Consider the following 24288-nt stretch of genomic DNA (forward strand, 5'->3'; position numbering starts at 1 on the left):
ATCGGGGAGTGGTGACGGCGAGGCAACCAACCATGTCTGCACCGAACAATTCCTTCGATCCGGTCGAGGTGACCCCCCTGCACCCCGACGAGGTCGCCCGCATGCGCGAGGAGGCGCTGGCCGCCATCGAGGCCGCCGCCGATCTCGCCGAACTCAAGGAGGTCCGGCTCGCGCACGCCTCGGACCGCTCCCCGCTGGCCCTGGCCAACCGGGAGATCGGCGCGCTGCCCCCGGCCGCCAAGGCCGACGCCGGCAAGCGTGTCGGCGGTGCCCGGCGCGACGTCGGGCAGGCGCTCAAGGCCCGCCAGGCGGTCCTGGAGGCCGAGCGCGACGAGCGCGTCCTGGTGGAGGAGCGCGTCGACGTCACCCTCCCCTGGGACCGCGCCCCCCGCGGCGCCCGCCACCCCCTGACCACGATCGCCGAACGCATGGCCGACGTGTTCGTCGGCATGGGCTTCGAGGTGGCGGAGGGCCCCGAGGTCGAGGCGGAGTGGTTCAACTTCGACGCGCTCAACTTCCAGCCCGACCACCCGGCCCGCACCATGCAGGACACCTTCTTCGTGGAGGGCCCCGAGGGTGGGGAGTCCGGCCTGGTCATGCGTACCCACACCTCCCCGGTGCAGGTTCGCGCGCTGCTCTCGCGGGAGCTCCCGGTGTACGTGGTCGCGCCCGGCAAGACCTTCCGCACCGACGAGCTCGACGCCACCCACACCCCGGTCTTCCACCAGCTGGAGGGCCTGGTCGTGGACAGGGGCATCACCATGGCCCACCTGCGCGGCGCCATCGACACCTTCGTCGAGTCCTTCTTCGGCGAGGCCCTGCGGACCCGGTTCCGCGCCTCCTACTTCCCGTTCACCGAGCCCTCCGCCGAGGTGGACATGGAGTGCTTCGTGTGCCACGGCAGGTCGGTGGGCAACCCCGACGAGCCGTGCCGCACCTGCTCCAGCGAGGGCTGGATCGAGATCGGCGGCTGCGGTGTGGTCAATCCGCGCGTGCTGACCGCCGCGGGCGTGGACACCGAGGTCTACAGCGGCTGGGCCTTCGGCCTGGGAATCGAACGAACACTGATGTTCGCGCACGGCGTGCGCGACATGCGCGACATGGTCGAGGGTGACGTGCGCTTCACCTCGGCCTTCGGGAGTGAGATCTGATGCGTGTTCCCATGACCTGGCTGCGCGAGTACGTCGAGCTCCCCGCCGACGTCACCGCCCGCGAACTGGCCTCCCGCCTGACCCTGGCGGGCCTGGAGGTCGAGACCGTCGACGAGCTCGGCGCCGACCTGACCGGACCCGTCGTCTTCGGCCGTGTGCTGGAGATCGAGGAGCTCACGGGGTTCAAGAAGCCCATCCGCTACTGCAGGGTCGACGTCGGACGGGCCAACGGCACCGGCGAACCGCAGGAGATCGTCTGCGGAGCCCGCAACTTCGCCGAGGGTGACCTGGTCATCGTCTCCCTGCCCGGGGCCGAACTGCCCGGCGGGTTCCGGATCGGCGCCCGCAAGACCTACGGGAAGACGTCGGCGGGCATGATCTGCTCGGCCACCGAACTCGGCCTGTGGGAGGACCACACCGGCATCGTCGTCCTGCCCGAGGGTTTCGGTGAGGTCGGCGCGGACGCGATCGGGGCGCTCGGCCTGCGCGAGGACGTGCTCGACATCGCGGTCACCCCCGACCGCGGCTACGCGCTGTCCATGCGCGGTGTGGCCCGCGACACCGCGGCCCTTTACCAGGTCGACTTCCGCGACCCCGCCGAGGTCGACATCGCCGGACCGGTCGGCCCCGGCCACCCCGCCGCCATCGCCGACCCCGCCCTGGCGGACCGGATCGTGCTGCGCGGCGCCACCGGGTTCGACCCCGAGGCGCCGACCCCGCTGTGGATGAAGCGCCGCCTGCACCAGAGCGGGGTGCGCCCCGTCTCCCTGGCCGTCGACGTCACCAACTACGTGATGCTCGAACTCGGCCAGCCGCTGCACGCCTGGGACCGGGACCGCCTCACCGGAACCCTCACCGTGCGCGCCGCCGAGGCGGGCGAGAAGCTGGAGACCCTGGACCACGTCCAGCGCTCCCTGGACCCCGACGACATCGTCATCGCCGACGAGACCGGCTCCCAGGCGGTCGCCGGTGTGATGGGCGGCCTGGACACCGAGATCGGCCTGTCCTCCAACGCCGTGCTGGTGGAGGCGGCGCACTTCGACCCCCGGCACATCGCCCGGGCCTCGCGCCGCCACCAGCTCTCCTCGGAGGCCTCCCGCCGCTTCGAGCGGGGGATCGACTCCCGGGTGCAGTTGGCGGCCGCGACCCGCGCGGTGGAGCTGCTCGCCGAACTGGGCGGGGCGGACGTCGAGACGGCCTACACCGAGGTCAGCCTTCCGGTGGAGCCGACCAGGATCACGATCCGCACCGGCCACGCCGGTGCCGTCGCCGGGGTCGACTACCCCGAGGGCACCACCGAGCGGTGGCTGCGCGCCGTCGGCTGCTCCTTCGAGGCCGACGGTGACGTTCTCACGGTGACCCCGCCGTCCTGGCGGCCGGACCTGACCGACCCCAACGACCTCGCCGAGGAGGTCATCCGGCTGGAGGGGTACGAGAACATCCCCTCGATCGGGTTCAAGGGCTTCGGCCGCGGCCTGACCGGGAGCCAGCGCCTGCGCCGGGCCGTGGGCCGGGCCCTGGCCGCGAGCGGCCACAACGAGGTGCTCACCTACCCCTTCCTCGGTGAGCGCGACCTCGACGGGCTCCAGCTGGCGGCCGACGACCCGCGCCGGGTCAGCATGCGGCTGGCCAACCCGCTCAACGACGAGGAGCCGCTGCTGCGCACCACGCTGCTGCCGGGGATGTTCAGGACCCTGGCGCGCAACGTCGGCCGCGGCCTCAACGACGTCGCCCTCTTCGAGATGGGGCTGGTCTACCTGCCCAGGGCCGGGGCCGGCCGTGCCCCGCTGCTGCCGGTGGACCGCGGCCCCAGCGCCGAGGAGCTGGAGCTGGTCGACGCCGCCCTGCCGGAGCAGCCGCGCCGGGTGGGTGTGGTGCTCTCCGGTGCCGCCGAGCACGCCGGCTGGTGGGGCCCGGGCCGGGAGGCCGGGTGGGCCGACGCGATCCAGGCCGTCCGCGACGTCGCCCGGGTGGCCGGGGTGGACCTGGAGGTCGAGGCCGCCCAGTACGCCCCCTGGCATCCGGGCCGCTGCGCGGCGCTGTTCGTGCGGGTGGAGGGCGAGCGAGTCCTGGTCGGACACGCCGGTGAACTGCACCCGCGCACGGTCAAGGCCTTCGGGCTGCCCGAGCGCAGCGCCGCGGCGGAGTTCGACCTCGACCTGGTCGAGCGGGCGCGCACCAAGGTCACCGCCCCCGAGGTGTCCGCCTACCCGGTGGCCACCCAGGACGTGGCCCTGGTCGTCGACGCCTCGGTTCCGGTCGGCGAGGTCAGCGCGGCCCTGGCGGAGGGCGCCGGCGAGCTGCTGGAGAGCGTGCGGCTGTTCGACGTCTACACCGGCGAGCAGGTCGGGGAGGGGCGCAAGTCCGTCGCCTTCGCCCTGCGGTTCCGTGCCGGCGACCGCACGCTGACGGCGGAGGAGGCCGGTGCCGCCCGTGATGCCGCCGTGGCCCTGGCCACCGAACGGACGGGTGCGGTCCTGCGCGGCTAGCCTCGGGAAACACACTGTTAACACGGTGGGACGGGGCGGGTTCCTCCTACGGGGAGGCCCGCCCCGCCCCCGTGTGACGGGATGACGTTCCGGGGCCGCGTGCTCCGGCTCGGAAGCCTCCGCAGAGCCCGGTGTGTTGCGAAACAGCGGGTCTCAGGACCCGGATTCCAAGAAAATTATCGGGCTGTTTTTCCAGCGCAGTAGGGGTTTTGGTGCGAAGAGCCGAGGGTAGCTGGAATGAAGTTTGGGTTTCGGGGCATGAAAGCTCGTTTTGGCTCTTGCTGCGGAGCGTCCCTAGAACTTAGCCTGCAGTTAGCTGCCACAACCTGGGCGCCCGGGTGAGGGTCAGATCCGTTTTCCGCTGCGCGCTCTCGCGCATGTCACGGCTCGGAGGTCGCCATATGACCGAAACGGTTGTCTCGTCCGCGCTCACTCCCAAGGAACACCGGGAGCCCAGCCGTCTTTGGCATACCTTCTGCGATATGAACGCCGTGGCCAAGGGCCCGGAGTTCGTGGTGGCCCGCGCCGAGGGCGCGTGGCTCTGGGACCAGTTCGGTGACCGCTACCTCGACGGTACGGCCAGCCTCTGGTACTGCAACGTCGGCCACGGCCGCGCTGAGATCGCGGACGCGGTCCACCGTCAGATGAGCACCCTGGACGCCTACACCGTCTACGGGGACTTCGCGAACGTACCCGCCATGGAGCTCAGCGAGCGCCTGGCCGCGCACGCACCGGTCCAGGACCCGCGTGTGATCCTCACCTGCGGGGGCGGCGAGTCGATCGACACGGCCGCCAAGCTCGCCCGCAGCTACTGGGTCACCCAGGGGCAGCCCGGGCGCCAGCACCTGATCAGCCGGACCGGGGGCTACCACGGCCTCAACGGCTTCGGGACCAGCATCATCGGGATGGAGCGCTTCCGTACCGGCTACGGCAAGCTCATCGAGGACACCTCCGTGGTGCCGTACGACTCCGCCGCCGCGCTGGAGGCGGAGATCCTGCGGGTCGGCGCGGACCGGGTCGCCGCCTTCTTCGCCGAGCCGGTGATCGGTGCGGGCGGCGTGTTCCTTCCACCGGAGAACTACTTCACGGACGTGGCGCGCATCTGTCAGAAGTACGGCGTGCTGTTCATCGTGGACAGTGTGATCTGCGGCTTCGCCCGGATGGGGAACTGGTTCGGGATCGAGCGGTTCGGGGTGAACCCGGACATGATCGTCTTCGCCAAGGGCGTTTCCAGCGGATACCTGCCGCTGGGCGGCGTCGTGGTCAGCGGCCGGGTGGCCGACCCGTTCTGGAACGAGGCGGGCAACCCGTTCCTGCACGGGACCACCTACGCGGGACACCCGACGGCCTGCGCGGCGGCCATGGCTAACCTGGACATCCTGGAGCGCGAGGACCTGTTCACCGTTTCCCGCGAGGTGGAGACCCACCTGGACTCGGCGCTGCAGGGCCTGGCCGGCCACCCGCTGGTCGCCGAGGTCCGTTCCGGGGTGGGGGTGATGGGTGCGGTGGAGCTCACGGAGGAGGCCCTGACGGGCCGGGGGATCACCACGGCCGAGGTCTTCGCGGAGGCCCGTACGCGCGGGGTCGTCGTCCGGCCCGTTCCCAAGGCCCTGCTGGTCTCGCCGCCCCTGATCGTCACCTGGGAGCAGATCGACCATCTGGTGTCCACCCTGTCGGCGGCCCTGGACGCCGTGATGGCCCGTCACTGAGGGCGGGGAGCCCGGAAGCCGTTCGGGCTCCCCGTCCGAGAAACCCCTGTGGGTCCCACCGTTGCCGTGTGCGGCGGTGGGTTTTTTCGTTCCCTCGGGAAACCTCTGTCAAAAATCGCTACCCTAGAGTAATATTTACTGGGAAGATACTTCTTTGGGGGTGGGATGCCTCCCCCGAGGGCACGACAGGGGGCAGGGTATGAGCACACGGCCGAGCGGGACCGACGAGCGCTCACGCGGGGGCGCCGGACCCAGCGACGACGACCTGATCACGGCCTGGGGCCTGGTGCACGAGGCGATGAACGAGATACAGCCCCGGCTGCTGTACGGGATCACCCCCGACGGCAAGGACATGGCGGGCCCGTGGTTCGAGGTCCTCATCCGCCTCCAGCGCACCCCGGACCACCAGCTGCCGATGAGCCGCCTCGCCCGGGAGGTCAGCCTCAGTACGGGAGGGTTCACCAAGCTGGCGGACCGCCTGGAGAAGGAGGGCTACCTGGAGCGGCACAACTGTTCCAACGACCGCCGCGTCGTCTACGCCACCCTCACCGAGAAGGGGCTCGATTTCATCGGCACCGCCCGGGACCGCCACGTCGAACGGCTGCGAGAGCACGTTCTCACCCCGCTCGGAGAGGGAGGGGTTCGACAACTCGCCACTATCGCGCGTACTCTCCGTGACAGCTCTCGCGAATGACCGGAGCACCAGGATGGAACTGTGCGTAGTCGAATCCCTACCTCCTGGGATCGATGATCCTCGCGAATGCGTAGAAAACATCCCACGTGCCTTCGTTCCCATGTAGGTTGGCCAGAGTTCGAGGGCCCAACGCGGGGTGGGTCGGAGCATGAGGTTCCGGGGGGAATGATGAGGCTGTTCACCACTGCTGCCCAGATGAGGCCGATTCCCCGATCCTCGCGTTTCGCCAACGGCGGGGTCTCCTTCTGGTTCCGGGACGGGGGCCTTCCCGAGCGCAGAGCACCCCTTCCCGGCGGCGCCGACTACGACGTCTGCGTCGTCGGCGCCGGTTACACCGGCCTCTGGACCGCCTACTACCTCAAGAAGGACCAGCCGGACCTGAGGGTGGCCGTCCTCGAGCGGGAGTTCGCCGGCTTCGGTGCTTCCGGTCGTAACGGAGGGTGGTTGTCGGCTGACTTCTCGGGCTCCCGAGAGGACTACGCACGGTCACACGGCAAGGCGGCCATGGTCGCCCTGCAGCGTGCACTGATGGCCACCGTGGACGAGGTGGTCACGGTCGCCGGGGCCGAGGGGATCGACGCCGACATCGTCAAGGGCGGCATGCGCCTGGTCGCCGCGAACGCAGCCCAGCACGAACGGCTCGAACGGCAGATCGAGTACCTCCAGGAGTGGGGGTACTGGCCCGACGACATCCACATGGTGGGCCCCGACCACGAGCCCCGGCTCTCCGTGAACGGGGCCGTGGCCTCCGGGTACTCGCCGCACGCCGCGCGCGTCCACCCGGCCAAACTGGTCACCGGCCTGGCCGGGGTGGTCGAGGCGATGGGTGTGGAGATCTTCGAGGACACCGCCGTGACCGAGATCCGGCCCCGGTCGGGCTCCGAACGCCCGGCCGTGGTCACCGAACACGGCACGGTCCACGCCGACCACGTGGTCCGGGCCACCGAGGGCTTCACCTCGACCCTGCGCGGCCAGCGCCGCCGGTGGCGCCCCATGTACTCCTCGATGATCGTCACCGAGCCGATCTCCGCCGAACTGTGGGAGGGCATCGGCTGGGAGGGGCGCGAGGTCCTGGGCGACACCGCGCACTCCTACATCTACGCCCAGCGCACCGCGGACGACCGCATCGCCATCGGCGGCCGGAGCGGGCCCCAGCGCATCGGGTTCTCCGAGGACAACGAGGGCGCCACCCAGCCCCAGGCCATCGCCGAACTCTGGCGGTCCCTGACCCGGATGTTCCCCGACCTCGTGGACGTGCCGATCGAACACGCCTGGTCCGGGGTGCTCGGGGTTCCCAGGGACTGGTCCCCGACCGTGAACCTGGACGCCGAGTCCGGCCTGGGCTGGGCCGGCGGTTACGCGGGCAGCGGGGTCGCCACCAGCAACCTGGCCGGGCGCACCCTGCGTGACCTCGTCCTGGGCCGCAGCACCGATCTGACCCGGTTGCCGTGGGTCGGGCACGAGGTACGCGGCTGGGAACCCGAACCGCTGCGCTGGATGGGCACACAGGTCGTGCGCGGCCTCTACCGCACGGCCGACCGCCGCGAGTCCAGGACCGAGGGCAAGGGGCACACCTCCCGCCTGGCCGACCTGGCCACCCGGATGCCGGGCAACTGACACCGGCGGGCGTCGGGAAGCCGGTCGCGGGTTCTCCCCGTTCTCCGGTGCCGGCACCGCCTCCCGTGGCAGAATCGGTGACCTGTCATGGTTTGGGGAGGGCCGGATGGGTGTACTGGCTGATGAGCTGCGGCGGCTCCAGGCGAGGAGGGGCATCCGGGGGGACCACCCCGAACGCCTCGTGGGTCCGCACCTGGCCCGAATGGTGGGGCTGACCGGGGCGGAGAGCCCGACCGAGGTACGCCGCATGGTCATCGCCACGCTGCGGGAACTCTCCCGGGACCTTCCCCAGGACCTGCGGCTGGCCTTCCTCGCCGGTCTGGGCGTGCACCCCGACGCCGACGCCCCCGTCCTCGGCCGGCGGCTGGAGTGGGTGGCGCGCGAACTGTACACCTCTGCCCGTACGGCCCGGCGCTACCTCGACCAGGCAGTGGAACACGTGGAGTCCGAGGCCGTAACCCCCGTTCCTGGGCCGGGATACGTCCCCCCGGGCTGGTGGCTGGCCGGACTGCGCACCACGCTCCGCCTGGGTGCGCACGGTGTCGAGTCGTTCGAGGAACGCGAGATCGTCGCGACCGTGGACGACCTGGAGCAGGTGGTGGTCTCGGCGCATCTGCCCCGAGCCGAACCCGGAGACGAGACCCCGCAGGAACTGGAGCTGGAGCTCGTGTCCGGCGCGTGCTCGGTGACACGGGAGCGCCCCACGCCGACCTACTTCCGGCACCACGTGCGGCTCCCCAGACCGTTGGCCCTGGGGGAGCGGCATGTCTTCACCGTGAGCCTGCGCGTACCGTCCCAGCAGGGTTTCACGCCGCGGTACGTCTTCCGACCCCTGCGCCGCTGTGACCGCTTCAGCCTGGTGGTCCGCTTCACCGACCAGCCGCCCCCGCGAGCCTGGCGGGTGCCCGGGGTACCGCACGGGGCCGTGGACGACCTGCCCCGCGACCCCCTGGTTCCGATCGACGGCGGTTACTCCACCGATTTCACCGCCCTGCGCCCAGGGCTCGCCTACGGCCTCCGCTGGGGCTGACCGCCTGCTCAGGCATCCCACCACAGCTCTGCTTGGGCCGCCAACCACTCCTCGTCCTCCAGCAACCGCAGGTGCGCCGGGGTCAGGACCCGGAGGGCGATCAGATGGTGGGCCAGCCGTTCCCTCGTGACCCGGGTGCCCTGCTCCAGCGCCCCGGAGTCCACCAGTTTCCATTTGAGGTGGCGCAGGTGCTCTTCCACCCGCCGGGTGATCCTGGCCCGTACGTCGGCCTGGCCGGCGTCGAACCGGTTCAGCTGGTCCCAGGTGTGGGTGGCGGCCAGGGCCTCCCGGGCCACGGAAACCGAGGTGGGCAGGGCCCGGGAACGGGTGGGGTCGCCCAGCCAGTCCCGGCACAGCATGAGTGCGGTGACGAACTCCTTGGTGTGCGGGCCCAGGCGCATACGGGTGGCGGTCTCGGTCTCCTCCGCCACGTCCGGCAGCCGCGGTGGCCCTGCCACCGCGCCGCTGTCCACGTGCACTTCGATCATCGATCCGCCGCCGTGCATGTGGGGGGAACCCACCCGGGCCCGCCCGGTCGTCACCAACAGCACCCCGTGGTCCCGGGCCCCACTCGGCGGAAGCTGGCTCACCTGGCCGTCCACCACCGCGATCAGACCGTGTTTGCGGCTGAGGTTGTTGATCCGCGCCCCGTCCGTGGAAACGGTGATCTGCCCGGCCAGCCGGGACAGTCCGGGGTCGCCGAGCACCACGAGGTCGGCGTGGCGGCTGCGCCCGAAGACCAGGCAGGCGCCGGAGGGCACGGAGTGTTCAGCGCCGTCCGGCCCGATGACCTGGACGCAGGGGTGTTCTCGCGTCATGGGCCGTTCTTCTCCATTGGGTCGTTCCCTTCGCCCGGGGGCGGCCCCGCCCGTGGGGCAGGGCCGCCGACATGTTCTGCTCCTTCGACGAAACGGGTGACTCAGCCCTTCCAGTGGCCCCCGTGTACCGGGCAGACCCGGCCGGTGTTGTCACACTTGGAACAGGTCAGCCTGTTCCCGAAATCGCTGGCACGACCGCCGTTGCATCCGCTGCAGTCGTGTGTCGGGCGGTTGCACTTTCGGCATTCCATGGTGTTTCTCCCTACTTTCGTGGCACCGTGCCCTTCACGGTGCTCTTCTTCGGAGTGGTCAGGTCTGTCGCGGTGTCGAACGCATCGGTGCGCCGGGCCGACCGCCCAGCAGCGCCGCCCACACCAACAGCGCCGCGGCCAGCAGGCCCAGGAACGCGCCGCCCCACATCACCCACTGCTCCCAGCCGCCGCCGAAGGTCGCCAGCGCCGAGTACAGGGACCGCGGTGCCCACAGTTCCGGCAGGGGTAGGCCGGGCAGGGACAGCACCGCGACCAGGGCCGCGGCCGTCGGCACCGCCCAACGCACCAGATGTGCCCTGAGCAGGCCGACGGCCACGCACACGGCCATCAGCGGCAGGTACAGATCGGCCGAGCGGGCCGCCGCGTCGGCACCGATGGCGGTCCCCGCCGCCGCGGCGTCCGCGGTGTAGGGGGTCTGCGCCGCCTGCGCCACCATGCCCACCGCCAGCGACCACAGGTGCAGCAGCGGAAGGCACGCCGCCACCGCCACCGTCTGCCGCCAACGGGGTGGATCCGTCCGCAGTCGGGCCCAGACCCTCGGTTCGGAGGGTTCCGGTGCCCGTGTTCGTTCCGGTGCCCTGGGCCGGTCCGGTAGCCGGACGCGCTGCGGCGCGGGCGGCCGTCTCGATGGCACCGGCCTCGGGGCGCGCGAGCCCGGGACACGGACCCGCTGCGGCGGACCCGCCTTCCCGGGGCGCTCCCGGTCCGGGGACGCCCCCCGCGCCGGGAGCGCAGGGGAGGGCCGATCCGGTACCGTCTGCCCTCGCCCGCCGCTCTTTCCGGGAATGCTCCAGGTGCGGGCGAGAAGCCGGTCGGTACGGTCGCGGTGGCTCTCCCCACCGTCCGCTGTGGCGGTGTCCGAGTCCAGCGTGTCGGCCAGGGCGGCGAACACTTCCCCGGCGCTCGGGCGCGCCCGGTGGTCGGGGGCCAGGGACGCCCGCACCAGCGGCAGGAGCGGCTCGGGTACCCCGTCCAGGTCGGCCCTTCCCCGTGCGGCCCGCTCCCTGCGCGCCATCTCCTCACCGGTGCCGAAAGCGGGCCGCCCGGTCGCCGCGAACGCCACCACGGCCCCCCAGGCGAACACGTCCGCCTCAGGTCCCTCGTGCCCCGAGAACCGCTCCGGGCTGACATAGCCCGGTGTGCCGTAGACCGCCCCCGTCCGGGTGGTCGACGCGGCGTCACAGGCTCGGGCGATCCCGAAGTCCAGCACACAGGGGCCCTGCGGGCCCAGCAACACGTTGCCGGGTTTGAGGTCCCGGTGTACGACCCCGACCCGGTGGATCGCCACCAGGGCCTCGGCCGTCCCCAGACCGAAGGCCAGCAGCGCCGCTCCGGCGAAGGGCCTTCCCCTCCGTACCAGCGCGGACAGGGTCGGTCCCGGCACGTACTCCATGGCCATCCACGGCCGGGTGTCGTTGAGCCCGACGTCGCGGATGGCGGGCGTACACCTGGCCCGGATCCGCTGCGCCAAGGCGACCTCACGGGCGAAACGGGCGCGAAAGTCCGGATCGGAGGCGTAGCCGGGCTTGACCACCTTGACCGCGACGAGCGCCCCCCTGGGGGTGCGGGCCAGGAACACCGCCCCCATGCCGCCGCTGCCGATCCGGCCCAGCAGCACGTGTCCGCCCAGCACCCGGGGGTCCAGGGGGTTGAGCGGTTCGAGGGGCGGCACGGCCCAGGTGCGACGGTTCACGGGGCGGGGTGCTCCGTGCCCTCGGCGGCGACGGAGGCGACCACCCGGACCGGGCGCAGCAGCCGGGACCGGTACTGGAATCCGCGCCGGAGCACGGCGTGGACCCGTAGCGAACCGTGTGCGGCTCTGGCTCCGTGCAGGTGCACCATGTCGTGCAGGTGCGGATCGAACGGATCGTCCACCCGCGCCCGGACCTGTTCCACCCCGTGCTGCTCCAACAGCGAGACCAGCTCGGACCCCAGGCTGCGCACGAACGCCAGGTGCTGCTCGCCGGGGCTCCCCGGCGGGTGCCCGGCCTCCGCCTCGGTGAAGGCGCGGGCGTCGATGCGGTCGATGATCCTGGCGGCACCGATCACGAAGGGGGTCAGGTACTCCTGGACCACACCGTCCTCGGCGGCGCGGAGCCGGTCGCTCAGGTCCTCGATCAGGTGGCGTTTGTCCCGGTCCTCGGACAGCCGCCGGACGAAGAGGTCCTGGAGCTGTCCCAGCCTGGTGAGGGCCTCCTGACAGGGGTCGGTTTCCGTCTCGGGCGGTGCCACGGGCTCGTCGGGGTTCAACGCACGGTCCTTCGCTGGAGGTCGGTGGAGAGGCGCTCGACCTCTTCCGGGCCGAGATTGTTGGCGCGTTCGATCTCGATGTCCCCGAGGGAGCGTCCGTTGCGGCCGTCCGTCGCGGTGACGTGCACGATTGCGTCCACGTCGTAGGAGATGGTCACCCGGATCGGTGACTCCTTGGGGTAGGGGGCGGCGGGCAGCGGGATGGGTACGCCCTGCTGGTCCTCGGTGATGACGGTGACCCGTTCGGGATCGGTGTGGTCGCCCACGGTGATCCGCATCAGGGCTGTCCGCTGGTCCTCGACCACGGTGTAGAACTCCTGGTGGGCCTGGGCCGGGACCTTGCTGCCGCCCGCGATGATGACGTTGTTGACGTCCGAGGTCTGGTCGCCGTTGAGGGAGATCACGCCCAGGCCGTGCGCGGTGATGTCGCTGACCGACCGGGTGCCGATCGTGGACTCGCGGTCGTCCGCTTCGGCGTCGAGGAGTTCGGCCTGCGCGGCGGCGCCCATCGCCACCGCCTCGTCCGGGTGCAGCCGCTGGTTCGGGGTCCTGCCGGTGATCTCGGCGACCAGCTCCCGAACCGCCGGGATACGGGTGGACCCGCCCACCAGCAGGACCTCGTCCAGGTTTTCGTTGGTGATCCCGGCTTTCTCCTCGGACCGGCGCAGTGCCTCCCGGGTCAGGACCCGGGTGCGCTGCAGCAGGTCGTGGATGAGGTCCCGGAACTCGGCACGGCTGATGCTCAGCTCACCGACCTCGGTGAAGATCGAGGCCGTCTCGGTGGTGCTCAGCCGGTGTTTGGCGGATTCACACTGCTCACGCAGCCGTCCCCGGGCACCCGGGTCGCCGCTGTCGTCGATGTCGGTGCCGCCGCGCTCCACCACCCTCGAATTCGCCCAGCTCTCCAGCCGGTCGTCGAAGTCGGCCCCGCCGAGCTGGGCGTCACCGGCGGTGGCGACCACGTCGAAGTCTCCGCTCCCGATGCGCAGCACGGTCACGTCGAAGGTGCCCCCGCCCAGGTCGTAGACGAGGATGTTCCCGGCGTCGCGTTCGCGCAGACCGTAGGCCAGGGCCGCCGCGGTGGGCTCACTGAGTATGCGTTCGACCTCCAGCCCGGCGATCTTCCCGGCGTCCCTGGTGGCCTGCCGCCGAGCTTCGTCGAAGTAGGCGGGCACGGTGATCACCGCCCGGGTGACGGGTGACCCCAGCGCGACGGAGGCGTCGTCGCAGACCTTGCGAAGGATGAACGCCGAGACCTGTTCCGCGGTGTGGCGTTTCCCGTCGCTGGTCACCCGCTGCCATTCGGGGTCGCCCATGTGCGGTTTGACCCTCTCGATCACGTCGGTGTCGCTCACCAGGCGCTGGTGGCGTGCGGGGGTGCCCACGATCGCCTCGCCGTTGGTCAGGTAGACCGCGGACGGTGTGGTGTTGGCGCCTTCGCTGTTGCGCAGGATCTCGGGGCGGCCGGTCTCGTCGATGACGGCCACGGCCGTGTTCGTGGTCCCCAGGTCGATACCGACGACGGGGCTTCTGGGTTCTGTCACTGGTGGTGTGTCCTTTCTGTGAAGTCCTGTCCGCTCCGCACCGGACTAGTGGAGATCCGCGTGGGGCTCGTGGCTTCCGGAGATGAAACGGGGCGAGTCGCGGTGACGGTGGTTGTCCTCCCACCCGTACGGTCGGCACCGGGAGAAGGCCAGGCAGAGAGCTCCCACCCCGGCGAAGACCATGAGCAGGCCGGCCCCGCCGCTGGACGAGAACATGGCGAGTCCGAGCAGGGGCATGACCACGCCGCTGCCCCACACGGACGCCGAAAGGGCCTCGTTCCGGTACAGACGGCTGGTGAGACGGGGCTCCCGCGCCTGTGTGACGGCCTCCGCCAGGTTCAGGCAGGCCGCGCGTACCTCCCGGTCCTGCGGTTGAAGACCTCTGGCTTCCAGGAGGAGGGCGTGCATACGGGTCACCTCCTCCTGCGAGGTGATGAGATAGTGCTCGCCCTGCTGGACCTCGGGACACCTCTCGGCCTGTTCGACCAGGGCCGCCGCGAGCGCATCGCGTACCTCGAGTGCGCCTGGCCAGCGGCGACGGAGCTCACGCAGGTTCCGCACCGCGCTGCTGGGCCGCCCGCTCAGGCGGTTGAGCGAGGCCAGGAGCAGCCCGGACTCGGGCGTGGTGTCGAGCTCCGCGGCCCTTTCCACCATGGGCGCCGCCAGATCCAGGTCGCCGATGTCCGCGAGCCAGTATCCGACCGAGAGGAGCCACGGCAACTCGTCCGGACGAAGCGACACGGCTCTGGTGCCCGCACGCCGCGCCCCCTCGACGTCCTTCAGCCTCAGACACGAACGGAAGAGCAGGAACCAGGCATCGGCCCGCCCGGGATCCCGCTGGACGGCCCGGGCCGCCAGGTGCCTGGCCCCGAAGTAGTCCCCGCAGTCGAGCCTCTCGGAGATCTGGGTCAGGGGGTCCTCCGCCGCGTCAGCGGTGCCCGGGGTGGTTCTGCCCCGGGCGGGCTGCCCGGGGACGTCCTGCTCGTAGCCGGAAGGTGCGGTTGTGCTCTCTCTGGCCTGTTGGGCGTGCGTGGTGTCGTAGGCGGCGCGTCGTCGCGGGTCGAGGAGGGTCTTCTCGGCTCGGGCGGCGAGTTCGAGCATGTCCTCGGCTCGGCGGCGCAGGTTTTTCTTGTTGGAGCCGGTGAACTGCTGCCATTCCAGGATGAGGGCGTCGAGCCTGTCGCGGATGGTTGCGGTGTCGGCGTCGGGAGCGGTGTCGAGGAGCGCGTAGTAGTCGACGAAACCCGGGGTGTGCACGGTGGGGGCTGCCATGGTGTCTCCGTTCGCGACAGGCGTGGTCAGAGCCGGGACCGCAGATCCTCGGCGGCGCGCAGTTCGCTGTACTTCTCGTCCTTGGTGCGGGCGTTCAGTTCCCAGCGGGGAGGGCGGCACTGGGCAGGGATCACGGTTACTGCGGCTAGCCCGACGAAGAACGGGAGGAGCCCGACGGGTAGACCGTTGGCGAGCAGAATGACGCCGAGGAGCAGGCCGATGGGGGCAGACCACCAGATGAGGGTGGAGGCTCCTTCGTTCGCGAACAGACGGAAGGTGAAGACGGTCTCCTTGGATTTGTCCAGGTGGCTGACCGTGTTGTTGAGTGCCCGGCGCACCTCCTTGTTCTGCGGCCCCAGTTTCTTGGCCTCCTGAATCAGCCCTTCCATGAGCTCGATCTCGCTCTCGTCGGTGATGATGTACATCTCCCCGGCTCGGATTCGGGGTACATCCTCGGCTGAGCCCAGGAGCGTCAGGGCTAGCTCCTCCTTCACGTCCGTGTCCTCGGGGAAGCGCTTACGGAGGTCGCGCATGGTCTGGAGAGCCTTCTCCTGTAGGCCGCGACTGCGCTGGTGCCTGGCGAGGTGGCAGCCGGCCTCTGGGGTGGTGTCGTGCCGGACCGCGTTCTCCAAGAGTGCGAAACCGCGTTCGGTCTCTCCCAGGGCTTCCACGAGAAAGCCGCCGACGTGGGAGGACCAGAGCGGGTTGGCCGGTCCCAAACGCACCGCGGTGGTTCCGGCGATCTCGGCCCCGTCCAGATCGCCCAGGCTCAGACAGGCCGCGAAGAGGATGAACCACGCCTCACCCAGGTCGGGGTCCTGTTCGACGGCACGGTTGGCGAAGAACCGGGCCGCCTTGTGGTCCCCGCCGAAGAAGGCGTCCTTGGCGCGGTCCAGGCTTTCCCGTCCCGGGTTGGCACCTCCCCGTTCACCGCTCCGCTCGCCACCGGGTGTGCCGGTTGTGCTCTCCTTGGCCTGTTGGGCGTGCGTGGTGTCGTAGGCGGCGCGTCGTCGCGGGTCGAGGAGGGTCTTCTCGGCTCGGGCGGCGAGTTCGAGCATGTCCTCGGCTCGGCGGCGCAGGTTTTTCTTGTTGGAGCCGGTGAACTGCTGCCATTCCAGGATGAGGGCGTCGAGCCTGTCGCGGATGGTTGCGGTGTCGGCGTCGGGAGCGGTGTCGAGGAGCGCGTAGTAGTCGACGAAGTCCGAGCCGTCGGTTCGGGGGGCGGGCACGATGGATCTCCTGGACGGTGTCGGTCGCGGGTCAGACCGGAATGTTCTGGTTGGCGTGCCGTTTCAGCTCGCGTCGCGCCTTGCGCCACCTGCGGCGGATGTAGACGGCGGGCATGGCACCGAACCGGAACCTGCCGTAGACGGTGAACACCTCCATCTGGATCTCCGCCTCCACCGGCTCGTGCTCGGGGTAGTCACCAGCGGGGAAGTAGGGCACGTCGACGCTGATGACGTCGTTGTCCGAGCTCAGCAGTTGGCCGTGGTAGCCGATGACGTCGCCGTTGCTGTCGGTGACCGTCTCGATCACTGGCCGCCATCGGATCATCCCGCCGCGGGCGGCGGCCTGCATGGCCTGGGGCAGCCACTCGGCGGGTTCGCTCAGTTGGCCGCTCAACGGCACCCTGTGCACGCCTTTCTCCCAGCGCGCCAGGGCGAAACCGCCGACGACGGCCAGGGTGACGAAGAGAAGGAAGAGTGTGAATGCTGTTCCCAAGGGGCACTCCTTGCCTGAGGGGTGAAGACTGCGCTGAAGCGGGCATTCGATGATTCTGGTTCGAATTCATCCCGTTCCGGTGAAACATGGTCAGCCGGGCGGTGTTCGGCATGAAGGCGTGCCCAGCCGGAGCGAGGTCCTCTGCTCTGCTGGTCCGGGGCTCGCAGTCATGGAGACTAACAACGCTGATGCCGGAAAATGCTGACAATTCATGGCCAACCTTCCGGGGCGTCCGCCTTTTTTCTCCGAAATCGGATGATCGGTCATTTGGAGCACAAAAGCTTGCGGGTGGCCGCCGCGGTCCGGGGCGGCCACCCCGGTCGGCTCGGTTCTGTGGTGTCGGGGGCTACTCGTCGGGGTCCATGTCCTCGATCTCCCTTCCGTGAGGTGCGGAAGGAAGCGCGCTTCCAAGAGGAAGTCTGTCGAGCGGGCGGACGGCGGTCACTCCCGAGAACTCGGGATGACGCCTGCTCGGCCCCGGTCCGCCTCCCCGTGGACCGGGTAGGTCCGTGGGATTGCCCGCCCCTGCTTGCATAAACTTGCAGAGCCATGCATGATGGTTCAGTCCAAGCGGGAAGAGAGGATCTCACCATGGGATACACAGCGGCCATCGCCGGAGCCAGCGGCTACGCCGGGGGCGAGCTGCTGCGCCTGCTCCTCGGGCACCCGGAGATCGAGATCGGTACCGTCACCGCCGGAAGCAACGCGGGGACACCCCTCATCCAGCACCAGCCGCACCTGCTTCCGCTGGCCGACCGGATCCTCGCCCCCACCGACGTCGAGGAGCTCCGCGGACACGACGTCGTCTTCCTCGCCCTTCCGCACGGACAGTCCGCCGACATCGCCCAGCAGCTGGGCGACGACGTCCTCGTCGTCGACTGCGGCGCCGACTTCCGGCTCAACGACGCCGCCGCCTGGGAACGCTTCTACGGCACGCCCCACGCCGGAACCTGGCCCTACGGCCTCCCGGAACTCCCCGGGCAGCGGGAACGCCTCGCCGGTGCCCGCCGGATCGCCGTCCCCGGCTGCCACGTCACCGTCGCCACCCTCGGCCTCCTCCCCGGCCTGGCCCAGCAGCTCGTCGAGACCGACCTCACCGTGGTCGCCGTCACCGGAACCTCCGGCGCGGGCAAGGCCCCCAAACCGAACCTGGTCGGCAGCGAGGTCATGGGCGCACTCAGCCCCTACGGGGTCGGAGGCGCGCACCGGCACAACCCGGAGATCGTCCAGAACCTCACCGCCGTCACCGGCGAACCGGTCCGGCTCTCCTTCACCCCGGTCCTGGCCCCCCTGCCCCGCGGCATCCTCGCCACCTGCACCGCACCCCTCAAACCGGGGACCAGTGCCGACCAGGTCCGCGCGGCCTACGAGACCTCCTACGCCGACGAGCCCTTCGTCCACCTCCTCCCCGAGGGCACCTGGCCCAGCACCGCCATGACGGTCGCCGCCAACACCACCCTCGTGCAGGTCACCGTGGACGCCGACGCGGGCCGCATGGTCGCCGTCGCCGCCCTGGACAACCTCACCAAGGGCACCGCGGGCGGCGCGATCCAGAGCACCAACATCGCCCTGGGCCTGCCCGAGGACACCGGCCTCCCGCTCGCCGCGGTCGCGCCCTAGAGAAAGCTGACAGGGGAGAGGCTCCGACGTGAGTGTCACCGCACCACAAGGGTTCCGCGCCGCGGGCGTGACCGCCGGGATCAGGGCCGATCGCGCCCGAGACGTCGCCGTCGTCGTCAACGACGGCCCCCTCCGCACGGCCGGAGCGGTCTTCACCGACCACCCCGACCGGGCCGCACCGGTCCTGTGGTCCCAACAGGTCGTCTCGGGCGGACGCGTACGCGCGGCCGTCCTCAACTCCGGCTGCGCCAACGCGGGCACCGGACCACTCGGCTTCCAGGCGGCCCACGCCGAGGCCGAGCACGCGGCCGACCTGCTGTCCGACTCCGCGGCCGAGATCGTGCTGTGCTCCGCCGGCCCCGTCGGCGCGAACCTGCCGACGGACGCACTGAACACCGGAGTGAGCGCCGCGCTCGCCGAGGCGGGCCGGGGCGGCGGGCTCCCCGCCGCCGACGCCATCCGGACCGGGGACACCGTCGCCAAGTTCGCCTTCCTGCGCGGCGAGGACGTCACCGTCGGCGGCATGGCCAAGGGGCCGGACGCCTCCCTCGGGGCGCTCCTGTGCGTCCTGACCACCGACGCCGCCCTGAGCAGCGAACAGTGCCAGCGCCTGGTCGCGGACGCGGCCGCCAGGACCTTCGCTCCGCTGACCGGTACCAACGACACCGTCCTGCTCATGGCCAGCGGCGCGGCCCAGGACGCCCGGGGGGAGGGGACCGCCCCGGACGAGGAGGCCGTCGCCGACCTGCTCACCCGGGTGTGCGAGGAACTCGCCGCCCAGCTGGAGGCGGACACCCCCGAACCGGACGACGCCCCCGCCCCCGAAGACCAGAGGCCACCCGAGGACAAGCAGGCAACTTCATGAACTCCCGTCTCCCCGACGACCCCACCCAGGACCAGGCCCAGGCCATGGGCAAGGCGGCCAACCTCATCGAGGCGCTGCCCTGGCTCTCCCGCTTCCACGGCCGCACGGTCGTCGTCAAGTACGGCGGCAACGCCATGATCAGCGAGGAGCTGCGGGTCCGCTTCGCGGAGTCGATCGTCTTCCTCCACTACGCCGGCCTGCGCCCCGTCGTCGTCCACGGCGGCGGACCGCAGATCAGCGCCATGCTGGACCGCTCCGGAGTGGAGTCGACCTTCACCGCCGGCCTGCGGGTGACCACCGACGAAGCCATGGACATCGTCCGGATGGTCCTCACCGGCCAGGTCAACCGCGAGATCGTGGGACTGGTCAACCAGCACGGCCCCTTCGCGGTCGGCATGTCCGGCGAGGACGCCAACCTCCTCCACGCCGAACGCAAGCGCGTGGAGGTGGACGGCGAGACCGTCGACATCGGACGGGTCGGTGAGGTCAGCGGGGTCAACCCGGGCGCGGTCTCCGCGCTCATCGCCGACGGCCGCATCCCGGTCATCTCCAGCGTCGCCCGCGCCGACGACGGCGGCGTCTACAACATCAACGCCGACACCGCCGCGTCCGCGCTCGCGGTCGCCCTGGGCGCGAGCAAACTCATCATGCTCACCGACGTCGAGGGCCTGTTCGCCGACTACCCGGCCAACACCGAACTCATCAGCCGCCTGAACGTGGACGAGCTGCGCGCCCTCCTGCCCTCCCTGTCCGCGGGCATGCTCCCCAAGATGGAAGCCTGCCTGACCGCGGTCGAGGGCGGGGTCCCCCAGTCCCACATCATCGACGGCCGCGTCCCGCACTCCCTGCTCCTCGAGGTCTTCACCGACCAGGGCGTGGGCACCATGGTCGCCGACGAGGAACTGGAGGCCGAACTCCTCGCCGGGAACGGCCACTACCCGCGCCCCTGGCGCCCCGCACACACCAGCACCGCAGCACAAACAGGAGGCTCCCGATGACCAGCAGCGAACTGAGGGAGCGCTTCGCCGCCTCACTCATGCCCAACTACGGTGTCCCGCCCATCGCCCTCAGCCTCGGACGGGGCTGCGAGGTCTACGACGCCGACGGCCGCCAGTACCTCGACCTCATCGCGGGCATCGCCGTCTCCAGCCTCGGGCACGGGCACCCCGCCCTGGTCAAGGCTGTCGCCCACCAGGCGGCCACGCTCGCCCACACCAGCAACCTCTTCGTGCACGAACGCGAGGTCGAGCTGGCCGAGCGCCTCGTGGAACTGGTGGGCGGCGACGCCAAGGTCTTCTTCGCCAACTCCGGCACCGAGGCCAACGAGGCCGCACTCAAACTGGCCAAGCGCGCCGCCGGGCCCGGCCGCCACTACTTCGTCGCCGCGGACAAGGGCTTCCACGGCCGCTCCGCCGGGGCCCTCGCCCTGACCGGCAAGGACTCCATCCGCGAACCCTTCGGCCCGTTCGGCATGGACGTGCGCTTCGTGCCCCACGGCGACCTCGACGCCCTCACCGAGGCGGTCGACGACAACTGCGTCGCGGTGTTCGTCGAACCGACCCAGGGCGAGGCCGGGGTCGTCCCCGCACCCGAGGGCTACCTCGCCGGGGTCCGCGCCCTGTGCGACCGGACCGGCGCCGCCTTCGTCCTGGACGAGATCCAGAGCGGCATCGGCCGCACCGGCCAGTGGTTCGCCCACCAGGCGGAGGGGATCCGCCCCGACGTCCTCACCCTCGCCAAGGGCCTGGGCGGCGGACTGCCGATCGGAGCCTGCGTCGGCTTCGGCCGGTTCGCCGACGCCTTCGACAAGGGCGACCACGGGTCGACCTTCGGCGGGAACCCCGTGGCCTGCGCCGCCGCCCTCGCCGTCATCGACACCATCGAGAGCGAGGGCCTGCTCGCCCACACAGAGGTGATGGGGGACCTGCTCGCCGAACAGATCGACGGCATCGACCACCCCCTCCTCGCCGGGCAGCGCGGCAGCGGACTCTGGCGTGCCCTCCGGCTCACCGGGCCGCACGCCGCGCACGTCCAGGAACAGGCCGCCGTCCGCGGGTTCCTCGTCAACGCCGTCGCCCCGGACGTGGTCCGCCTGGCCCCGCCCCTGGTCATCACGCCCGAGCAGATCGGTGTGTTCATCGAGGCCCTGCCGACCGTCCTGGACGCGGCCGAGGCCGCCGCGACGAAGGAGAACCACTCATGACCCGGCACTTCCTGCGTGACGACGACCTCACACCCCAGGAGCAGGCCCACGTCCTCGACCTGGCCGACGAGATGAAGAAGGAACGCTTCGCGCACCGGCCGCTGGCCGGACCGCGCACGGTCGCCCTCCTCTTCGACAAGCCCTCCACCCGGACCCGCCTGTCGTTCTCCGTGGGCGTGGCCGACCTGGGCGGCAACCCGCTGGTCCTGGACTCCACCAGCACCCAGATGGGCAGGGGCGAACCCCTGGAGGACACCGCCAGGGTCCTGGAGCGCCAGGTCGCAGCCGTCGTCTGGCGCACCTTCGCCCAGACCGGCATCGAGCACCTCGCCCGGCACATCAACGTCCCGGTGGTCAACGCTCTCACCGACGAGTTCCACCCGTGCCAGATCCTCGCGGACCTCCAGACGGTCCGCGAGCACAAGGGCTCCCTGACCGGCCTCGCCCTCGCCTACCTGGGCGACGGCGCCAACAACATGTCCCACTCCTACCTGCTCGGCTGCGCCACCGCCGGGATGCACGTGCGGATCGGCGCACCGGAGAGCCACCACCCCGACCCCGTCGTCCTCGCCCGGGCGGCCGAGATCGCCCGGAGCACCGGCGGATCGGTCACCGTCACCACCGACCCCCGCGAGGCCGCCGGAGACGCCGACGTCGTGGCCACCGACACCTGGGTCTCCATGGGGCAGGAGGACGAGAAGCAGGACCGCGAGGCCCCCTTCCGCCCGTACGCCATCGACGAGGCGCTCATGGCCGCCGCCGACCCCGAGGCGGTCGTGCTGCACTGCCTACCCGCCTACCGCGGCAAGGAGATCACCGCGGGGGTCGTCGACGGCCCCCGGAGCGTGGTCTGGGACGAGGCCGAGAACCGCCGCCACGCCCAGAAGGCCCTGCTCGCCTTCCTCCTCGAAAGCAGCGACGTACGCGACCCCGGACCGCGATGACCAACGACAACAGCGCCACGGCCCCGATGACCAAGGCCGCCCGGCACGCCCGCATCACGGACGTCCTCACCCGCGAGGACGTCCGGTCCCAGGGAGAACTGGCCAAACGCCTCTCCGAGGCCGGGGTCCAGGTCACCCAGGCCACGCTCTCCAGGGATCTGGACGAGCTGGGCGCGGTCAAACTCCGCACCGCGGACGGCCACCTCGCCTACGTGTTGCCGGGAGAGGGCGGGGAGCGCCTCCAGCGCACCCGCCCGGACACCCTCAGCCTCGAACAGGTCTCCGGCGCCCGCCTCACCCGGCTGGCCGAGGACCTGCTCGTCTCGGCGGAGGCCTCCGCCAACATGGTCATCGTCCGCACCCCTCCGGGGGCGGCGCAGTACCTGGCCTCGGCCATCGACCACACCGACTTCCACGCCATCCTGGGCACCATCGCAGGGGACGACACCATCCTGGTGATCTCCCGCGACCCCCGAGGCGGCGAGGACCTGGCCACGGCACTCCTGCGGCTGGCCGACCGCAGCCCCTGACGGCCGGCGCGCCGTACCGCACCACCCGAACTTTCCACGAAGGAGACCACGATGGCCGACCAGCCCGAGGCCCTGCGCCTGTGGGGCGGCCGCTTCGAGGGAGGACCGGACCAGGCCCTGGCCCGCCTCTCGCTGAGCACCCACTTCGACTGGCGCCTCGCCCGCCACGACATCGCCGGATCGCGGGCCCACGCCCGCGCCCTGCACCGCGCCGGACTGCTCACCGGGGACGAACTCGACCGCATGATCGCCGGCCTGGACCGGTTGGAGGCCGACGTGGCCTCGGGGGACTTCACCCCCGTGCTGGAGGACGAGGACGTGCACACCGCGTTGGAGCGCGGGTTCATCGAACGGGTCGGCCCCGAACTCGGCGGACGGCTGCGCGCCGGGCGCTCCCGCAACGACCAGATCGCCACCCTGGTCCGCATGTACCTGCGTGAGGAGGCCCGGTCCGTCGCCGACCGGCTTCTCGACCTCGTACAGGCCCTCGCCGACCAGGCGGGCGCCCACCCCGACGCCGCCATGCCGGGCCGCACCCACCTCCAGCACGCCCAGCCGGTCCTGCTCGCCCACCAGCTGATGGCACACGCCTGGCCGCTGCTCCGCGACGTCGAGCGGCTCCGCGACTGGGACCGCCGCGCCGCGGTCTCCCCCTACGGATCCGGCGCCCTGGCCGGCTCCTCCCTGGGGCTGGACCCGGAGGCGGTCGCCGCGGAGCTCGGTTTCCCGGCCTCCTCCGAGAACTCCATCGACGGCACCGCCGCCCGCGACGTGGTCGCCGAGTTCGCCTTCGTGACCGCCATGATCGGTGTGGACCTGTCCCGCCTGTCGGAGGAGGTCATCCTGTGGGCCACGAAGGAGTTCTCCTTCATCACCCTCGACGACGCCTTCTCCACCGGCTCCTCGATCATGCCGCAGAAGAAGAACCCCGACGTCGCCGAGCTCGCCCGGGGCAAGTCGGGCCGCCTGATCGGTGACCTCACCGGCCTGCTCACCACCCTCAAGGGGCTCCCGCTGGCCTACAACCGGGACCTCCAGGAGGACAAGGAACCGGTCTTCGACGCCGTGGACAGCCTGCACCTGCTGCTGCCCGCCATGACCGGTATGGTCGCCACCCTGACCTTCCACACCGACCGGATGGCCGAGCTGGCCCCGCAGGGCTTCTCCCTGGCCACCGACATCGCCGAGTGGCTGGTCCGCGAGCGGGTTCCCTTCCGTGAGGCCCACGAGATCGCCGGCAGCTGCGTACGCGTGTGCGAGGAGCGCGGCATCGACCTGCCCGACCTCACCGACGCCGACTTCGCGCGGATCTCCGCGCACCTCACCCCGGGCGTCCGCGAGGTCCTGGCCGTGGCGGGCTCCCTGGCCTCCCGCGCGGGCAGGGGCGGCACCGCCCCCGTCCGGGTCGCCGAGCAGCTCGACCGCCTCCGCTCCGAAGCCGCCGAACACCGCAGGGCCTTCACCGGATAAGCCAGACGAGCCCAGCACCAGCCCGCCCGGAGCCCGGGAGCCCGCACGACCGGGGCGCCCGGACCGGGGCGGGGCCGGGGCGCGTGTC

20 protein-coding genes are annotated in these 24288 nt (G+C 71.1%); 13 read left to right on the forward strand and 7 right to left on the reverse strand.

Annotated features, from left to right (window positions below; all coding sequences use genetic code 11):
• Positions 1-32 precede the first annotated feature (32 nt).
• The 6 genes from pheS to IE195_RS19785 all read left to right on the forward strand — a co-directional run bounded on the left by pheS (position 33) and on the right by IE195_RS19785 (position 8690).
• Positions 33-1151: a phenylalanine--tRNA ligase subunit alpha gene (gene pheS, locus IE195_RS19760; protein ID WP_191273601.1), complete on the forward strand. Its 1119-nt coding sequence runs from the start codon at positions 33-35 to the stop codon at positions 1149-1151.
• Positions 1151-3640, forward strand: coding sequence for a phenylalanine--tRNA ligase subunit beta (gene pheT / locus IE195_RS19765; protein WP_191273603.1), 2490 nt, complete (start codon positions 1151-1153; stop codon positions 3638-3640). Before pheS ends, pheT begins: the two co-directional genes overlap by 1 nt.
• Positions 3641-4122: 482 nt before the next feature.
• A complete protein-coding gene (locus IE195_RS19770) occupies positions 4123-5349 on the forward strand; it encodes an aminotransferase family protein (protein ID WP_191273606.1) in 1227 nt (408 codons plus the stop codon).
• 199 nt (positions 5350-5548) lie between these two features.
• Complete coding sequence (locus IE195_RS19775; protein WP_191273608.1) at positions 5549-6043, forward strand: MarR family winged helix-turn-helix transcriptional regulator; 495 nt, start codon at positions 5549-5551, stop codon at positions 6041-6043.
• A 195-nt stretch (positions 6044-6238) separates the two neighbouring features.
• Positions 6239-7660, forward strand: coding sequence for an NAD(P)/FAD-dependent oxidoreductase (locus IE195_RS19780; protein ID WP_191273610.1), 1422 nt, complete (start codon positions 6239-6241; stop codon positions 7658-7660).
• Between the two features lie 106 nt (positions 7661-7766).
• Positions 7767-8690 (forward strand): hypothetical protein, encoded by a 924-nt coding sequence (locus IE195_RS19785; RefSeq protein ID WP_191273612.1) that lies wholly within the window; start codon positions 7767-7769, stop codon positions 8688-8690.
• A gap of 8 nt (positions 8691-8698) precedes the next feature.
• Here IE195_RS19785 and IE195_RS19790 read toward each other — a convergent pair whose 3' ends face one another.
• The 7 genes from IE195_RS19790 to IE195_RS19820 form a co-directional block, all read right to left on the reverse strand.
• Positions 8699-9508, reverse strand: a complete 810-nt coding sequence (locus tag IE195_RS19790) for an FHA domain-containing protein (protein WP_191273614.1) — start codon at positions 9506-9508, stop codon at positions 8699-8701.
• 309 nt (positions 9509-9817) lie between these two features.
• On the reverse strand, positions 9818-11473 hold the full coding sequence (locus IE195_RS19795; protein WP_191273615.1) for a serine/threonine-protein kinase: 1656 nt from the start codon (positions 11471-11473) through the stop codon (positions 9818-9820).
• Positions 11470-12030: a nucleotide exchange factor GrpE gene (locus tag IE195_RS19800; protein ID WP_191273617.1), complete on the reverse strand. Its 561-nt coding sequence runs from the start codon at positions 12028-12030 to the stop codon at positions 11470-11472. Before IE195_RS19800 ends, IE195_RS19795 begins: the two co-directional genes overlap by 4 nt.
• Positions 12027-13574, reverse strand: a complete 1548-nt coding sequence (locus IE195_RS19805; RefSeq protein ID WP_191273619.1) for an Hsp70 family protein — start codon at positions 13572-13574, stop codon at positions 12027-12029. Before IE195_RS19805 ends, IE195_RS19800 begins: the two co-directional genes overlap by 4 nt.
• A 45-nt stretch (positions 13575-13619) precedes the next feature.
• Positions 13620-14846, reverse strand: a complete 1227-nt coding sequence (locus IE195_RS19810; protein ID WP_191273621.1) for a J domain-containing protein — start codon at positions 14844-14846, stop codon at positions 13620-13622.
• 26 nt (positions 14847-14872) lie between these two features.
• A complete protein-coding gene (locus IE195_RS19815) occupies positions 14873-16075 on the reverse strand; it encodes a hypothetical protein (protein WP_191273623.1) in 1203 nt (400 codons plus the stop codon).
• A gap of 31 nt (positions 16076-16106) precedes the next feature.
• Positions 16107-16568 (reverse strand): hypothetical protein, encoded by a 462-nt coding sequence (locus tag IE195_RS19820; RefSeq protein WP_191273625.1) that lies wholly within the window; start codon positions 16566-16568, stop codon positions 16107-16109.
• 591 nt (positions 16569-17159) lie between these two features.
• Between IE195_RS19820 and argC the strand changes: the two genes are divergently transcribed.
• Genes argC through argH form a run of 7 tightly spaced genes read left to right on the forward strand, consistent with a single transcriptional unit; the run spans position 17160 to position 24200 of the window.
• Positions 17160-18188, forward strand: a complete 1029-nt coding sequence (gene argC / locus IE195_RS19825) for an N-acetyl-gamma-glutamyl-phosphate reductase (protein WP_191273627.1) — start codon at positions 17160-17162, stop codon at positions 18186-18188.
• Positions 18189-18216: 28 nt separating this feature from the next.
• Positions 18217-19053, forward strand: a complete 837-nt coding sequence (locus tag IE195_RS19830; protein ID WP_191273629.1) for a bifunctional ornithine acetyltransferase/N-acetylglutamate synthase — start codon at positions 18217-18219, stop codon at positions 19051-19053.
• Positions 19050-20051: an acetylglutamate kinase gene (gene argB, locus IE195_RS19835; RefSeq protein WP_191273631.1), complete on the forward strand. Its 1002-nt coding sequence runs from the start codon at positions 19050-19052 to the stop codon at positions 20049-20051. Before IE195_RS19830 ends, argB begins: the two co-directional genes overlap by 4 nt.
• Positions 20048-21256: an acetylornithine transaminase gene (locus tag IE195_RS19840; RefSeq protein ID WP_191273633.1), complete on the forward strand. Its 1209-nt coding sequence runs from the start codon at positions 20048-20050 to the stop codon at positions 21254-21256. Before argB ends, IE195_RS19840 begins: the two co-directional genes overlap by 4 nt.
• Positions 21253-22200, forward strand: a complete 948-nt coding sequence (argF, locus tag IE195_RS19845) for an ornithine carbamoyltransferase (protein WP_191273635.1) — start codon at positions 21253-21255, stop codon at positions 22198-22200. Before IE195_RS19840 ends, argF begins: the two co-directional genes overlap by 4 nt.
• Positions 22197-22730 carry an arginine repressor gene (locus IE195_RS19850; protein WP_191273637.1) on the forward strand — a complete coding sequence of 178 codons (534 nt, stop codon included), beginning with the start codon at positions 22197-22199 and terminating at the stop codon, positions 22728-22730. Before argF ends, IE195_RS19850 begins: the two co-directional genes overlap by 4 nt.
• Before the next feature lie 51 nt (positions 22731-22781).
• A complete protein-coding gene (gene argH, locus IE195_RS19855; protein WP_191273639.1) occupies positions 22782-24200 on the forward strand; it encodes an argininosuccinate lyase in 1419 nt (472 codons plus the stop codon).
• Positions 24201-24288 lie beyond the last annotated feature (88 nt).

The sequence above is a fragment of the Nocardiopsis terrae genome (assembly GCF_014651695.1).
GTDB classification, from domain to species: Bacteria; Actinomycetota; Actinomycetes; order Streptosporangiales; family Streptosporangiaceae; genus Nocardiopsis; species Nocardiopsis terrae.

Excerpts from the sequence above, each read along its gene's own strand:
- pheS (WP_191273601.1), top strand. The coding sequence starts at position 33 with ATGTCTGCACCGAACAATTCCTTCGATCCGGTCGAGGTGACCCCCCTG.
- pheT (WP_191273603.1), top strand. The coding sequence starts at position 1,151 with ATGCGTGTTCCCATGACCTGGCTGCGCGAGTACGTCGAGCTCCCCGCC.
- IE195_RS19770 (WP_191273606.1), top strand. The coding sequence starts at position 4,123 with ATGAACGCCGTGGCCAAGGGCCCGGAGTTCGTGGTGGCCCGCGCCGAG.
- IE195_RS19775 (WP_191273608.1), top strand. The coding sequence starts at position 5,549 with ATGAGCACACGGCCGAGCGGGACCGACGAGCGCTCACGCGGGGGCGCC.
- IE195_RS19780 (WP_191273610.1), top strand. The coding sequence starts at position 6,239 with ATGAGGCCGATTCCCCGATCCTCGCGTTTCGCCAACGGCGGGGTCTCC.
- IE195_RS19785 (WP_191273612.1), top strand. The coding sequence starts at position 7,767 with ATGGGTGTACTGGCTGATGAGCTGCGGCGGCTCCAGGCGAGGAGGGGC.
- IE195_RS19790 (WP_191273614.1), bottom strand. The coding sequence starts at position 9,508 with ATGACGCGAGAACACCCCTGCGTCCAGGTCATCGGGCCGGACGGCGCT.
- IE195_RS19810 (WP_191273621.1), bottom strand. The coding sequence starts at position 14,846 with ATGGCAGCCCCCACCGTGCACACCCCGGGTTTCGTCGACTACTACGCG.
- argC (WP_191273627.1), top strand. The coding sequence starts at position 17,160 with ATGGGATACACAGCGGCCATCGCCGGAGCCAGCGGCTACGCCGGGGGC.
- argB (WP_191273631.1), top strand. The coding sequence starts at position 19,050 with ATGAACTCCCGTCTCCCCGACGACCCCACCCAGGACCAGGCCCAGGCC.
- IE195_RS19840 (WP_191273633.1), top strand. The coding sequence starts at position 20,048 with ATGACCAGCAGCGAACTGAGGGAGCGCTTCGCCGCCTCACTCATGCCC.
- argF (WP_191273635.1), top strand. The coding sequence starts at position 21,253 with ATGACCCGGCACTTCCTGCGTGACGACGACCTCACACCCCAGGAGCAG.
- IE195_RS19850 (WP_191273637.1), top strand. The coding sequence starts at position 22,197 with ATGACCAACGACAACAGCGCCACGGCCCCGATGACCAAGGCCGCCCGG.
- argH (WP_191273639.1), top strand. The coding sequence starts at position 22,782 with ATGGCCGACCAGCCCGAGGCCCTGCGCCTGTGGGGCGGCCGCTTCGAG.